Below are 15,205 nucleotides of genomic sequence, written 5' to 3'. Positions count from 1 at the left end.
GGCATAATTTGCGATGCAAGGGAGCGTTGACCGTACCCGTGCGTTAAGGTTGCCATGTAAATGGCGGCATCGTCGTGCAAAGCGGAAATGGGGGCGGGTTTGGAAAATCAGTTTCGGAGCGTCCGAGAGCTGAGTACCGCGTTGGTCGCGCCACTGTCCGACGCGGATGCGACAATCCAATCGATGCCCGATGCTTCACCGGCAAAGTGGCACTTGGCGCATACGACCTGGTTCTTCGAAACGTTTGTGCTGCGCGATCATCTCGAAGGCTACGAATTGTTCAGCCAGGACTGGCCGTTTCTGTTCAATTCGTATTACGAGGCCGAGGGTCCGCGCCACACCAGAGCCGAGCGGGGCATGCTGTCGCGGCCGTCGCTGGCCGAAGTGCTCGATTATCGCGAGCACGTCGATGCGGCGATGGCGCCGCTGTTCGCGCGGCCTGAGCTCGCCGATCTGATAGAGCTCGGTCTCAATCACGAGCAGCAGCACCAGGAACTCCTGCTGACCGACATCAAGCACGCGTTCTCGCGCAATCCCCTGGGCCCGATCTACGCGCCGCGCGCGGGCCGTACCAAGCCCCGCCGCGAGGGCGGTTGGCGCGATCATCCCGGCGGCATCGCGCATCTCGGTCATGCAGGTAACGGCTTCGCGTTCGACAACGAAGGGCCGCAGCACCGCGTGCTCCTGGAACCTTTCGCGATGGCCGAGCAACTGGTCACCAACGGCGAGTGGCAGGACTTCATCGACGACGGCGGATACCGGGACGCGGCGTTGTGGCTGTCCGACGGATGGAGCTGGGTACAGCAGGAAAGCCGCGATGCCCCGCTATACTGGCGCGATGACGAAGAATTCACGCTTGGGGGATGGCGCGCTCGCGACGCCGACGCGCCGGTGACCCACATCTCGCATTTCGAGGCCGATGCCTATGCGAGCTGGGCGGGGCACCGCCTGCCGACCGAGTTCGAATGGGAAGCGCTCGCGCAAGGCGAAGACCGAGATGGCGGTGTGCAGCTCGACGATCCGGCGCAAGCCGATGGCAGCGTCCATCCCCACGGGTCCGACAGCCTGTTCGGCGATTGCTGGCAATGGACGCGCTCGGCTTACCTTCCCTATCCGCGCTTCAAAACCGCGGAGGGCGCGGTGGGCGAATACAACGGCAAGTTCATGAGCGGCCAGGCCGTGCTCAAGGGCGCGAGCTGCGCCACGCCGCGCGGCCATTCGCGCGCCTCTTATCGCAATTTCTTCTACCCCCATCAGCGTTGGCAGTTCACCGGCCTGCGCCTCGCGAAGGATCTTTGACCATGGCCTCTGTCGCCGCAGAACGCCCCGCCATCACATTCGAAGACGACGCAACCGAAAATCCCTTTCGCGACGACGTGCTCGCCGGGCTTGCGCAGGAGCGCAAGGCGATCCCCGCGCGCTGGTTCTACGACATGCGCGGCAGCCAGCTGTTCGAAGACATTACGCGCCTGCCCGAATACTATCCGACTCGCGCCGAAGTGGCGGCCCTTCAGGAGCATGGCGCCGCGCTCGGCGAAGCGATCGGCGAGGGCCGCATCGTCGTGGAATTCGGCGCGGGCAGTTCCGCCAAGACGCCGCTGCTGCTCGACCGGATCGCGCCGAGCGCTTACGTGCCGATCGACATCTCGGGCGATTTCCTGCGCGAATCCTGCGAGGGGTTTTCGCGCCGCTATCCCGAATTGCCCGTCTTTCCGATCGAGGCCGATTTCACGCGACCCGTGCCGATCCCGTCGGAACTTCTGGATCATGAGCGGCTCGGCTTCTTCCCGGGTTCGACGATCGGCAATCTCGAACCCGATGCGGCGGTCGATCTGCTGCGCGAAATGCACCGTACTCTCGGCTCGGGAAGCCTCCTGCTGATCGGCATGGACCGGATCAAGGATCGCGAAACCCTGGTATCCGCCTATGACGATGCGGCAGGTGTGACCGCCGCCTTCAATCTCAATCTCGTTCATCGCATCAACCGCGAGCTCGACGGGACGATCCCGGTCGATGCGATCCGCCACAAGGCCGTGTGGAATCCCGATCGCGCCCGGATCGAGATGCATCTCGAAGCGACGCGCGAGATTCGCTTCCAGGTCTGCGGGCGCACCTTCAGCTTGCGCGCCGGCGAAAGCGTCCACACCGAAAACAGCCACAAGTACGACGAGCCCGGGGCCCGGACCTTGCTGCTGGCCGGGGGCTGGGAGCCGCTCGAATTCATGACCGACGCGGAGTCGCGCTTCATGATCGTGCTGGCCCGTGCGATGGGTGACGGCATCACCCCCTAAGGGCGTCTCATCATCGTGTGTCGCGCGGCATCGGCAGTCTGTCGCGTGCGCCCTTCGGGAGCTGGCCGGGGGCGGAGTCGCCGCATGACCGGACTCCGGTCTCGCGGCACGCGCTTCGATGCGCTAACGGCACTGCATGTGGCATTTCTGGATCGATCGCGGCGGCACGTTTACCGATGTCGTCGCTCTGTCTCCCGCAGGCGCGGTCGAGACGCGCAAGCTGCTTTCCGCGCATCCCGAACGGTATGAGGATGCGGCGATCCAGGGCATCCGCGACACGCTCTGCCTGAAACCGGGCGAGCCGATCCCGGCCGCCACGATCGCCAGCGTCAAGATGGGCACCACGGTCGCCACCAATGCACTGCTCGAGCGGCAGGGCGAGCCGACCGTGCTCGTGACGACGCAAGGTTTTCGCGACGTCCTGCGCATCGCCTACCAGAACCGGCCGCGGCTGTTCGATCGGCAGATCGTCCTGCCCGATCGGTTGGAGCAACGCGTGATCGAGGCGATCGAACGCGTGGATGTATCGGGCGAGGTGCTGGTGCCGCTCGACGAAGATCGGGTCCGGGAAGATCTCGCTGAAGCGCGGGCTTCGGGCTGCACTTCAGCCGCGATTGTGCTCATGCACGGCTACCGCTTCACCGAGCACGAAGCGCGGATCGCGGCGATCGCCGAGGAACTGGGCTTTGCGCAAGTCTCGGCGAGCCACCGTGTCAGCCCGCTGATGAAGATCGTCGGACGCGGCGATACGACGCTGGTCGACGCCTACTTGTCGCCCGTGCTGGCCCGCTACGTGCGGCAGGTCGATGCGGCGCTGGGCGGCGAGGTGCCCTTGTCCTTCATGCAGTCGAACGGCGGGCTTGCCGGGACCGGCGCCTTCCACGGCCGCGACGCGATCCTCTCGGGGCCGGCGGGCGGCATCGTCGGCATGGTCGAAACCGCCAGGGCGGCGGGCTTCGGGAAGGTCATCGGCTTCGACATGGGCGGGACCTCGACCGACGTCTCGCACTACGCGGGCGAACTGGAGCGGACGCTGGAGACAGTGGTCGCGGGCGTGCGGCTGCGCGTGCCGATGATGGCGATCGACACCATCGCGGCGGGCGGCGGCTCGATCTGCCGGTTCGACGGAGCGCGACTGCGGGTCGGGCCGGAATCGGCGGGCGCGGATCCGGGACCGGCTTGTTATCGGCGCGGCGGGCCGCTGACGATCACCGACTGCAATGTCATGCTGGGCAAGCTGCAGCCCGATTGCTTCCCGCAAGTGTTCGGGCCCGGCGGCGATCAGCCGATCGATGTCGGCGTGGTGCGCGAGCGCTTCGCTGCGCTGGCGGACGCAATCGCCGCAGCAGGGCTACCCTCGCGCAGCCCCGAGGAACTGGCCGAGGGTTTCCTCGCGATCGCGGTCGATGCCATGGCCAACGCGATCAAGAAGATCTCGGTCGCGCAAGGGCACGACGTGGCGGACTACGTTCTCTCGTGCTTCGGGGGCGCGGCGGGGCAGCATGCCTGCCTGGTGGCCGATGCGCTGGGGATGAAGCAGGTGCTGGTCCATCCGCTGTCGGGTGTGCTCTCGGCCTACGGCATCGGCCTCGCCGACCAGCGGATCGTCCGTCAACAGGCGCTCGAAGCCGAGTTGGCCGACGAGAGCCTCGCGCATGCCGCGACGCTGTTCGACGCGCTCGAAGCCGAGGCACGGCGCGATATCGAGCCGCACGGCTTTCGCACAGACGCAGCGCGCGTGCGGCGCAGCCTGATGGTCCGCTATCAGGGCACCGACACGCCGATCGAAGTCCCCGAGGCTGATGCCGCAGAGGTGCGCGCTGGTTTCGAGGCGGCCTACGAACAGCGCTTCACCTTCACCAGCCCGGATGTGCCGCTGATTATCGAATCAGTCTCTCTCGAACTGGTCATTCCGCCGGAGCAGGCCCGCGCGGGGACCGGCGCGGTTCACGAACCGGAAACCGAAGAGCGCAAGGTCGAGGCCTTCACGGCCGGAGCCGCGCAGTCCACGCGCATCCTCCCGCGCCGCGCGCTCGCGCCGGGCAAGACTTTAGCCGGGCCCGCCATCGTCCACGACGAGACGGCGACGATCGTGGTCGAGCCGGGCTGGTCACTAGTGTGGCGTGAGAGCGGCGAGATCGTGATGACGCGCCTGGAAGTGCGCGCTGGCGAAGCCCCTGCCGACGGCGACATCGCGCTCGATCCCGTGCGGCTGGAGATCTTCAACAACCTGTTCATGGCCATCGCCGAGCAGATGGGGCAGGCACTGCAGAACACCGCGCTTTCGGTGAACATCAAGGAACGGCTCGATTTTTCATGCGCGCTGTTCGATGGCGCGGGCGCATTGATCGCCAATGCGCCGCACATGCCAGTGCATCTGGGCTCGATGGGCGACAGCGTGCGCGCGGTGCGTGACAAGGCCACCGCGACGCGAGGATTGCGGCCTGGCGATGTGTACCTGGTCAACAATCCCTATCGCGGTGGCACGCACTTGCCCGACCTCACCGTCGTCATGCCGGTGTTCGACGAGACGGGTGCGGTCTCCTTCTACGTCGCCGCGCGCGGGCATCATGCCGATGTCGGCGGGACGACGCCGGGTTCGATGCCGGCAGACAGCCACTCGCTCGAGGAAGAAGGCATCCTGTTCGACAGTTTCCTGCTGGTCGAGCAAGGGCGGCTGCGCGAACAGGCGTTTCGCGAAGCGCTTGGTTCCGGTTCATGGCCTGCGCGCGATCCGGACCGCAACGTCGGCGACGTTCGCGCCCAGATCGCCGCATGCGCGCGCGGGGCAGCCGAGATCCGCAAGATGGTCGCGCATTTCGGGTTGCCGACCGTGCTCGCCTACATGCGCTTCGTGCAGGACAACGCCGCCGAGGCGGTGCGCCGGGTGCTCGATCAGTTGCCCGACGGCAAGTTCCGCTGCGAGATGGACGATGGCGCGCATGTCGATGTCGCCATCACCGTCGATCGCGCGGCGCGGCGGGCGCGGATCGATTTCACCGGCAGCAGCGGCGAGCATCCGGGCAACTTCAACGCTCCGCCCTCGATCTGCCGGGCGGCAACCCTTTATGTTCTGCGCACGCTGATCGATGAGGACATCCCGATGAACGACGGCTGCCTCGAGCCGGTCGATCTCGTCATCCCCGAGCATACGCTGCTCGCGCCCTCGTGGCCCTCGGCGGTCGTCGCGGGCAATGTCGAGACCAGCCAGGTCATTACCGACGCGCTCTACGGCGCGACCGGCACGCTGGCCGGCGCTCAGGGGACGATGAACAACTTCACTTTCGGCGATGAGACTCGGCAGTATTACGAAACGATCTGCGGCGGATCGGGCGCCGGCCCGGATTTCGACGGGACCTCGGCGGTGCACACACACATGACCAATAGCCGGATTACCGATCCGGAAGTGCTCGAATGGCGCTTCCCGGTTCTACTCGAAGCGTTCGAGATCCGCGAGGGATCGGGCGGGGCAGGGCAGTATTGCGGCGGTGATGGCGTGCGACGCCGCATCCGGTTTCTCGCGCCGATGACCGCGACGATCCTCGCCAACCGCCGCAAGGTGCCGCCGGCCGGGCTTGCGGGCGGCTCGCCGGGCGCGGTCGCGCGCAACTGGGTCGAGCGGACCGGCGGCGAGATCGAAACATTGGGTGCGACCGGTAGCGTGACGATGGCGCCCGGCGATGTGTTCGTGATCGAGACGCCCGGCGGCGGCGGATACGGCGCGCCTTGAGCGCTGGATTGCGCACTCCAAGCCGCCGATAGAGGAAGCACCCGCGCCGTTTGGCGGGTACACAGCACGCTGCGGTTTCGCCGAAACGAGTCACGGCTCCAATGCGGCGGGGGCGCTCTATTTTATGCAATCAGGCGTGCGCTTCATTGCATTTGATCGCTAGGGTAGGATTAGGCAGAGAGGCGAGCAATGCGGGGGCCTTCCATCAAGTCGTTTATCGACCCGTTTTTGCTGTGGCTGTTTTCGGTCGTGGTACTGGCGAGTCTGTTCCCCGTCAGCGGCGCGGCAGCGGACGCGTTCGATCTGCTGGCGGACCTTGCCATTGCTTTTCTGTTCTTCCTCCATGGCGCCAAGCTGTCGCGCGCGGCGATCATGCAAGGGATCGGCAACTGGCGGCTGCATGTGCTGGCGCTAGCTTCCACTTACGTACTGTTTCCAATGACGGGTCTCGCCGCGCAGCCGATCCTGGCGCCGTTCACCAATCCGCTGCTGATTTCGGGGCTGCTGTTCCTGACCCTGCTGCCGTCGACGGTGCAGTCCTCGGTCGCCTTCACTTCGATCGCGCGCGGCAATGTCGCAGCGGCCGTATGCAGCGCGTCGTTGTCAAACTTGCTCGGCATTTTCCTGACGCCGGTGCTGGTGGGCGTGTTCATGCATTCCGCCGAGGGCGGGCAGGGGTTTGACTGGGGTGCAGTGCGCTCGATCATGATGCAGCTGCTGCTGCCTTTCTTGGCCGGTCACTTCCTGCGCCCGCTGATCGGCGGCTTCGTCGATCGCAACAAGAAGATCCTAATGCCGGTCGACCGGGCCTCGATCCTGCTGGTGGTGTTCTCCGCTTTCAGCGCGGCCGTAGTCAACGGCATTTGGAAAGTGCTCGATATCGCCGATCTCGGCCTGCTGTTGCTGGCGAGCGCGGTGATCCTGGCGATCGTGATGGGCGTGAACGTGCTGGCGGCACGCCTCGCGAAGCTCTCGCGCGAAGACTCGATCGTGCTGCTGTTCTGCGGTTCGAAGAAGAGCCTGGTTTCTGGCGTGCCGATGGCCGGCGCGCTCTTCGCGCCCGATCAGGTGGGCATGATCGTGCTGCCCTTGATGATCTTCCATCAGTTGCAGCTGTTCGTGTGCGCGATGCTCGCCAACCGTTACGCGCGTGATCCGATCGAGGAGCCGTCCGATGCGGCCGCACAAGTGCCGCAGACGCCGGAAGAGATCGCTGTCGCAGCCAAGGCCCAGGCGCTGACCGTCCCCGAGGCCTGCTCGGAGGGCGTGGCGAACAATCTGACGTTGCTGGCGGGCCATACCGAGCGCATGCGCGAGGACAAGGCGTGAACCCGGCCTCCGACATTGCTCGCGCCGTGCGCGAAGGCCAGACGACGGCGACGGACGTTGCGACTCGCTGTCTCGCCGCGCTTGAGGAGCGGGCCTCGCCGCTCGTCGCCGTGACTCGCATCCTTACCGATCGCGCATTGGCTGAAGCCAAGGCCGTCGATGCGAAATTGGCGCGGGGCGAAGATCCGGGGCCGCTCGCCGGCGTGCCATATGGCGTGAAGGATCTGTTCGACGTCGCGGGCCTGCCCACCACGGCGGGCTCCAGCCTCTATGCCGACGCACCGCCGGCGGCGGGCGATGCCGAAGCGGTCCGGCGGCTGCGCGAAGCCGGCGCCGTGCTCGTCGCGACGCTAAACATGGACGAGTTCGCCTACGGGTTCGCGACCATAAATGCATTGCACGGCACGACACGAAATCCGCATGACCTTGAGCGGCTCGCCGGCGGTTCTTCGGGCGGCTCCGCAGCCGTGGTGGCGACAGGACTGCTGCCGTTTTCGCTGGGCTCCGACACCAACGGATCGGTCCGCGTGCCTGCCAGCCTGACCGGCACATACGGCATCAAACCGACGCATGGCGCTCTGCCGCTCGAAGGCGTGTTCCCGTTTGCGGAAAGCTTCGACGATGTCGGCCCGTTTACGCAAGGGATCGACGATATGGCACTCGTATGGTCGGTCTTGGCAGGCGCCCCCCTGTCCGAGCCGGACACGGATCTGCGGGTCGGCAGACTGGGCGGACGGTTTCGCGAGAACGCCGACCCCGCGCAGCTCGCGGCCATCGACGCCATCGCGAGCGACGCGCCCTTGGTGGAACTGCCCGACATCGCCCGCGCGCGTTCGGCGGCGTTCCTGATCACTGCGGGCGAGGGCGGACGCTTGCATCGCGAAGCACTCGCGCGCGATGCGATGGCGTTCGATCCCGCGACGCGCGACCGTCTGCTGGCCGGCGCGCTGCTTCCCGACGCGTTGATCGACGAAGCGCAGGCCTTCAAGGCGACGTTCCGCGCGCGTCTCGACGAGGTTTTGGCCGACTTCGACGTGCTGCTCGCCCCAGCGACGCCGTGCGCCGCGCCGCGCATCGACGATCCCATGATCACGATCGACGGCAAACCCAGCCCCGCGCGCGCCGACCTCGGCATTCACACGCAGCCGATCACGTTCGCGGGTCTGCCCTCGCTGGCCGTACCGCTCTATCGGCCCGGGCTTCTGCCGCTGGGTCTGCAATTGATCGGTCCCCCGGGCGGCGAGGGCGCGCTCGTCGCCTTCGCGCGGCGGCTCGAGGCGGACGGCCTGATCGGGGCGACATTGCCGCAGATGGCATCACAGGGGGCAGCAGCGTGAACCAGACCGAAGCGACGATGGACTCTCCCCCCGGCCCGGTGGCTGCTTCCGACGGGTTTTCCGGGTGGCTCGAACGCCGCTTCACGCTGACCGAACGCGGCACGACGGCGCGTACCGAAGTGCTCGCCGGCGTCACCACGTTCCTGACGATGGCCTATATCGTGCTGGTCAATCCCGCGATTCTGGGCAGCGCCGGCATGCCGGTCGCGGCCGTCGCGGCAGCCACCTGCTTTGCCGCGGCGTTCGCCTCGATCCTGATGGGCTTCATGTCGAACACGCCGCTGGCAATGGCGCCGGGCATGGGGCTCAATGCCTATTTCAGCTACACCGTCGTCCAGCAGATGGGCGTGCCCTGGCAGGTCGCACTGGGCTGCGTGTTCATCTCGGGCATCGCCTTCCTGCTGCTGACGCTGACCGGCATCCGCCAGCTCATCGTCGCTTCGATCCCCAATTACCTGTTCGCCGCAGTGGCGGGCGGGATCGGACTGTTCATCGGCTTCATCGGCTTGAAGGACGCGGGCATCGTCGTGGCCAATCCCGCGACCTTCGTGGCGCTGGGCGATCTCAAGGCGCCGAGCTCCGCGCTTGCGATCTTCGGGCTGCTGCTGATCGCCGCGCTCAGTGTGTGGAACGTGCGCGGGGCCATGCTCATCGGCATCGTCGCGACGACGCTGGCGGGCTGGGTGATGGGCCTCGTCTCGATCAGCCCGGAGCCCTATTCGCTCGAAGCGCTGACCGGCACGGCCTTCCAGCTCGATATCGCGGGCGTGCTCGGCTTGTCCGGCCGCCAGGGGATCGGCCTGCTCGAGATCATCTTCGTGTTCCTGTTCGTCGATTTGTTCGACAACATCGGCACCCTCGTCGCCGTAACCAAACGCGCCGGGCTGATCGACGAGAACGGCAAGATCCCCAAGCTGAACCGCATTCTCGTCACCGATGCGACCGCGACGGTCGTGGGTTCGATGGCAGGCACCAGCACCGTCACCAGCTATGTCGAAAGCGCCGCAGGCGTGCAGGCGGGCGGGCGCACTGGACTGACGGCGATCGTCACTGGCCTGCTGTTCCTGGCGATGATGTTCGTCGCCCCTTACGCGCAAGTGATCCCGCTTGCCGCGACCGCGCCGGCGCTGATCATCGTCGGCGGACTGATGTTGTTGCCGCTGGTAGAGGTGGAATGGGAAGATCCGATGTCGGCGATCCCCGCCTTCCTCACGGTGGCGATGATCCCGCTGACGTTCTCGATCGCCAATGGCCTCGCGTTCGGCATCACCGCGCATGCTCTGCTCAAGATGGTGCGCGGCACGCTGAGCCGGACCGACTGGTTCCTGCTCGTGCTGGCACTGCTGTTCGTCATTCGCTTCATTTGGATGGGAGGAGCTTGATGGCTCGCTTGTTACCCCGGCTACTGGTTTTTCTCCTTTCCCTTTCGGGCCTCATCGCCGCCGGTGCGCAAGCCGCGGAGCGCATCGACGATACCCCGCGCACCTTGGTGATGACGGCTTATGCCCCCGAATGGAACGCGCTTGCCTCTTCGGTGGAAGAGCCGGTCCCGCACGAGATCAACGGCTGGCGCTTCATCGTCGGGCAGATGGACGGCAAGCCGATCGTGCTGATGGAAAGCGGGGTCAGCACGGTGAACGCGGCGATGAACACCCAGATCGCGATCGATCGCTTCAACGTGAAGCGGATCGTCTTCTCGGGTGTGGCCGGCGGGGTCGATCCGGCGCTGAGCATCGGCGATGTCCTGATCGCGGACAAGTGGGGACAATACCTCGAATCCGCCTTCGCCCGCTGGACGCCCGAAGGCTATAAGCCGCCGATCCCGGTCAATCCGGACGCCCCCGCCAACTGGGAGTTCATCTACCCGAACGGCGTCTATGTCGGCAACGCGAGCGAACCGCGCAAGCGCCACTACTTCTTCCCGGTCGACCCGACTATGCTGAAGCTTGCCGAGGCGATGACCTCGCTCAAGCTCGACCGTTGCGTGGAGCGGAGCCCGGAGATGCCCAGCGATGCGGAAATCTGTCTGCCCAAGGCGCCCAAGGTGGTCGTGGGCGGCACCGGCGTGACCGCGCCAGTCTACATGGATAACGCCCAATTCCGCGAATACCTGTTCCGGGGCTGGGGCGCGCGTGCGCTCGAAATGGAAAGCGGCGCGGTCTCGCAAGTCGCGTACGCCAATCAGGTCCCCGTCATTCACATTCGCAGCTTGTCCGATCTGGCGGGCGGCGATCACGGGAAGAACGCTTCGGAAGTGTTCGAGGATCTGGCCGCCGTCAATGCCGCGCGCGTACTGCACGCCTACTTGCGCGTCCTTCCGGACTGACGTTCGCACGATGAAGACCGTATCCGCCTCCAACGGGATCGTCACCGCACCGCATCATCTCGCGGCCGAAGCGGGCTGTGCGGTGCTGCGCGATGGCGGCAACGCGATCGAGGCCAGCGTGGCGGTCGCGGCGACGCTCGCCGCGGTCTATCCGCATATGACCGGGATCGGCGGCGACGGCTTCTGGCTGGTGCGCGAACCCGATGGCACTGTTTCGACAGTGCTGGGCGTGGGCGGCGCGGCGGCAGCGGCGGATCTGTCGCTCTATTCCGGATATGAAGCGGTCCCGAGCCGGGGACCGCTGGCCGCGAATACGGTAGCCGGCACGATTTCCGTCTGGGAGCAAGTGCTTCGCGCGACGTCCTGCTCGTTGCCGCTGGAGCGCCTATTGCGGGACGCGATCGCGCATGCCGAGGAAGGCGTGCCGGTCACGGCCGGCGGCGCGGCAATCGCGGCAGCGAAAAGCAGCGAACTTCGCGACCTGCCTGGCGCTTATGCCGCGTTCTTCGAGCCTGAAGGCGGTCCCCTTCGCGAAGGCGACACCTTGCGTCAGCCGGTCCTGGCCCAGACGCTGCGCCAGCTCGCCGGCGACGGGCTCGCTTCCTACTACCGCGGCGCACTCGCGAAGGACATCGCGGCCGATCTCGCGGCGCTCGGCAGCCCTGTTGCGCTGGCGGATCTCGAAGGTCATGCCGCCTCGGTCAGCTCGCCGCTTTCGGTGCCGATCCGCAGCGCGCGGCTCTACAACACGGTGCCGCCGACGCAAGGGTTCGCCTCGCTGCTGATCCTCGCGCTGTTCGACCGGCTGGGCGTGGGTGAGGCCGATGGCTTCGCGCATGTCCACGGCCTCGTCGAGGCGACCAAGCAGGCGTTCCTGCTGCGCGACCGGCATGTCGGCGACTTGGCGCATACGGATTTCGATTTTCAGGGACTGCTCGATGACCCCGCCGCGCTCGATGCGCTGGCCGCGCGGATTGATCCAGCAAGCGCGCTGCCTTGGCCGCAGCCGCCGCAATGGGGCGATACCTGCTGGTTCGGGGCAGCGGACAGCGAAGGACGCGTGGTCTCGGCGATCCAGTCGACTTACTTCGAGTTCGGCTCCGGGCTGGTGCTGCCGAAGACCGGGATCACCTGGCAGAACCGCGGCAGTTCGTTCCGCCTCGCGGAAAGCGGCTGGAACGCGCTCCAGCCCGGACGCAAGCCGTTCCACACGCTCAACCCCGCGCTGGCGGCGTTCGAGGATGGACGAGTGATGGCTTACGGCACCATGGGCGGCGAAGGGCAGCCGCAGACGCAGGCCGCGCTGTTCAGCCGCTACGCCATGTTCGGCCAAGACTTGCAGGCTGCGATCAGTGCGCCCCGCTGGCTGCTCGGCCGCACCTGGGGCGAGCAATCGACGTCGCTCAAGCTCGAGGATGGCTTCGACGAAGCACTCTACGCGCAGCTGGCCGAGGCGGGTCACGAAGTCGAACGCGTCGGCCCGCTGACTGCGACGATGGGCCATGCCGGGGCAATCGTGCGCCTGCCGGGCGGCAGCTTCGAAGGCGCAAGCGACCCCCGCAGCGACGGAGCGGCAGTGGGATGGTGAATGCGCTTCCCCCCGGTGGCGCACGCGCCGTGGCGCGCTGCGACGAGCTCGGCGTCGCCCCCTACAGCGACATGTCGGGGGGCCTCTATCGCGGCTACCTTTCGCCTGCTTACGCCGCCACGCTCGATCGTCTTGGTGAGTGGATGGCGCAAGCCGGCATGACGGTGCGGCGCGATGCGGCCGCGAACCTGATCGGCCGGTTCGAGGGGGCCAAGCCCGATGCGCCGGCGCTCATGATCGGCAGCCACATCGATTCGGTGCGCGACGGTGGTCGCTACGACGGACCGCTCGGCATCATGCTCGGCATCGAGTGCGTCGATGCGCTGCGGCGTGAGGGCAAGACATTGCCTTTCGCGATCGAAGTTTACGGCTTCGGGGACGAGGAAGGATCTCGCTTTCCCGCCGCGATGCTCACCAGTCGCGCCGTCGCCGGGCTGCTCGAACCGGAAGCGCTCGACATCGCGGATAGTGCCGACACGGCGCTGGCCGACGCCGGCGTCGACGTCGCGCGCTATCTGGAGGCGGGTCGCGGCAAGGCCGAGATGCTCGCCTATCTCGAAGCGCATATCGAACAAGGGCCGGTGCTCGAGGACGAGGGGCTCGCGGTCGGCACGGTCACCGGGATCGCTGCGCAGTTGCGCTATGCGGTCACGGTGAAAGGCACCGCCGGCCATGCCGGGACGACCGCGATGCGGCTGCGCAGCGATGCGCTCGCGGGCGCTGCGGCGATGATCCTCGCGGTCGAGCAGGAAGCGCGCGAGGACAAGTCCGACGTCGTCGCCACCGTCGGTTCGATCGAGGCTCGCCCCGGCGCCGCCAATGTCATTCCCGGCGACGTGCGCTTCACCATCGACGTACGCTCGGGCGACGCCGCGCGGCGCGACCGCGTGGCCGAACAGATCCTGCAACGCATCGCCGAGATCGCCAAGGCGCGCGATGTCGAATGCGCGGTCGACCGCATTCATGATTTGCCGCCGAGCCCCTGCGATCCGAAACTGATGGAACTGATGGATGCCGCGACAGAAGACGCGGGCCATCCTCCCTTCCGGCTGGTATCGGGCGCGGGGCACGATGCCATGAACATGGCCGCGCTCGGACCTACCGCCATGCTGTTCATCCGCTGCAAGGGCGGCGTCAGCCACAACCCCGCCGAACATGTCGAGCCCGCCGATGCCGATGCTGCACTGCGCGTCATGCTCGCCTTCATCGACCGCCTCGCCAAGGACTGGAAATCAAGCAATGCCTGCTGACCTCGATCCCCTGCTGTTCGGCGAGATCGATCCGCCGCAGCGTCTGCTGATGGGCCCCGGCCCGATCAACGCGCACCCGCGCGTGCTGCGCGCGATGAGCGCGGATCTTCTTGGCCAATTCGATCCCGAGATGACGGGATTCATGAACCAGGTCATGGCGCTCTACCGCCCGATCTTCGGCACGCAGAATCGGTGGACGATGCTGATCGACGGCACCGCGCGCGCCGCGATCGAAGCGGCGCTGGTCAGCCTTGCGGCACCCGGCGAGACAGTGCTTGTCGTCAATTTCGGGCGCTTCGGGCTGCTGCTGACCGAGATTCTCGGCCGCGTCGGGGCCAAGGTCGAAACCGTCGAAGCCCCCTGGGGCGAAGTGGTGCCGATGGACGCGATCGCAGCCGCCATAGAGCGGGTGAAGCCCAAAGTCGTGGCGACGATCCACGGCGATACGTCGACGACGATGGCGCAGCCACTCGAAGGCTTCGGCGCGCTGTGCCGCGAGGCGGGCGCGCTGAGCTATGTGGATGCCACGGCAACGCTCAGCGGCATGGAGATCGCGGCGGATCGCTGGGGCGTCGATATCGTCACCGGCGGGTTGCAGAAGTGCCTGGGCGGACCGTCGGGTTCGGCACCGATCACGATTTCGGACCGCGCGGCCGAACACATCGCCCGCCGCCGCCATGTCGAAGAGGGCATCCGCCGCGACGACATTGCCGACGGGCAGGGGCCGCGCATCGGCTCCAATTACTTCGATCTCGCCATGATCATGGACTACTGGAGCGAAAAGCGCCTCAACCACCACACCGAAGCGACTTCGATGCTCTATGCCGCGCGCGAATGCGCCCGCATCGCGCTGGGAGAGGGGCTGGAGGCGCGCTTCGATCGCCATGCGCGTGCCGGTCGGGCAATGACCGCAGGCTTGCGCGCGATGGGCCTCACCGTGTTCGGCGACGATGCGCACCGCATGACCAATGTCACCGGCGTCTACATTCCTGACGGCGTCGACGGTGAGGCGGTCCGCACCATGATGCGCGAGCAGTTCGAAATCGAGATCGGCACCGCCTTCGGCCCGCTCGCGGGCAAGATCTGGCGCCTGGGCGCGATGGGCTACAACGCGATGAAGCACAAGGTGCTGCTGACGCTCGGCGCACTCGAGGTGTGCTTGCGGATGGAGGGGCATCCGGTGCCTCTGGGTGATGCGGTGCCGGCGGCAATGGAGGCCTGGGGTGACTGAGGCGCGGGTGTGCCAGGGCCTTCGACAAGCTCAGGCTGAGCGGGTCTCGTGTATTGTGAAACTACCACACCCGCTCATCCTGAGCCTGTCGAAGGATGCGCAGCCACAACACCCGCTCATCCT

10 protein-coding genes are annotated in these 15,205 nt (G+C 66.6%); all 10 read left to right on the top strand.

Features of this window, described 5'->3' with window-relative positions; translation table 11 throughout:
- Positions 1-87 precede the first annotated feature (87 nt).
- The gene (gene egtB, locus GQO94_RS06250) at positions 88-1,299 is read left to right on the top strand and encodes an ergothioneine biosynthesis protein EgtB (protein WP_408636593.1); all 1,212 of its coding nucleotides are present in this window, start codon (positions 88-90) and stop codon (positions 1,297-1,299) included.
- Between the two features lie 2 nt (positions 1,300-1,301).
- A complete protein-coding gene (gene egtD / locus GQO94_RS06245; RefSeq protein ID WP_156840312.1) occupies positions 1,302-2,291 on the top strand; it encodes an L-histidine N(alpha)-methyltransferase in 990 nt (329 codons plus the stop codon).
- A 136-nt stretch (positions 2,292-2,427) separates the two neighbouring features.
- Positions 2,428-6,021: a hydantoinase B/oxoprolinase family protein gene (locus tag GQO94_RS06240; protein WP_156840311.1), complete on the top strand. Its 3,594-nt coding sequence runs from the start codon at positions 2,428-2,430 to the stop codon at positions 6,019-6,021.
- A gap of 189 nt (positions 6,022-6,210) precedes the next feature.
- On the top strand, positions 6,211-7,350 hold the full coding sequence (locus tag GQO94_RS06235) for a bile acid:sodium symporter family protein (protein WP_156840310.1): 1,140 nt from the start codon (positions 6,211-6,213) through the stop codon (positions 7,348-7,350).
- Positions 7,347-8,687, top strand: coding sequence for an AtzE family amidohydrolase (locus tag GQO94_RS06230; protein WP_156840309.1), 1,341 nt, complete (start codon positions 7,347-7,349; stop codon positions 8,685-8,687). The genes GQO94_RS06235 and GQO94_RS06230 overlap by 4 nt, the downstream gene beginning before the upstream one ends.
- Positions 8,688-8,704: 17 nt before the next feature.
- Positions 8,705-10,069 carry an NCS2 family permease gene (locus GQO94_RS06225; RefSeq protein ID WP_156840431.1) on the top strand — a complete coding sequence of 455 codons (1,365 nt, stop codon included), beginning with the start codon at positions 8,705-8,707 and terminating at the stop codon, positions 10,067-10,069.
- A complete protein-coding gene (locus GQO94_RS06220; RefSeq protein ID WP_156840308.1) occupies positions 10,069-11,013 on the top strand; it encodes a 5'-methylthioadenosine/S-adenosylhomocysteine nucleosidase in 945 nt (314 codons plus the stop codon). Before GQO94_RS06225 ends, GQO94_RS06220 begins: the two co-directional genes overlap by 1 nt.
- 10 nt (positions 11,014-11,023) lie before the next feature.
- Positions 11,024-12,601 carry a gamma-glutamyltransferase family protein gene (locus tag GQO94_RS06215; protein ID WP_156840307.1) on the top strand — a complete coding sequence of 526 codons (1,578 nt, stop codon included), beginning with the start codon at positions 11,024-11,026 and terminating at the stop codon, positions 12,599-12,601.
- Positions 12,595-13,851 carry an allantoate amidohydrolase gene (locus tag GQO94_RS06210; protein ID WP_156840306.1) on the top strand — a complete coding sequence of 419 codons (1,257 nt, stop codon included), beginning with the start codon at positions 12,595-12,597 and terminating at the stop codon, positions 13,849-13,851. Before GQO94_RS06215 ends, GQO94_RS06210 begins: the two co-directional genes overlap by 7 nt.
- Positions 13,841-15,082, top strand: coding sequence for a pyridoxal-phosphate-dependent aminotransferase family protein (locus tag GQO94_RS06205; protein WP_198045841.1), 1,242 nt, complete (start codon positions 13,841-13,843; stop codon positions 15,080-15,082). The genes GQO94_RS06210 and GQO94_RS06205 overlap by 11 nt, the downstream gene beginning before the upstream one ends.
- The last annotated feature ends 123 nt before the right edge of the window (positions 15,083-15,205 follow it).

The sequence above is a fragment of the Novosphingobium aquimarinum genome (assembly GCF_009746585.1).
GTDB lineage: Bacteria > Pseudomonadota > Alphaproteobacteria > Sphingomonadales > Sphingomonadaceae > Novosphingobium > Novosphingobium aquimarinum.
Note: the sequence above shows the minus strand (reverse complement) of the source record. Positions and strands in the feature narration are given on the sequence as shown.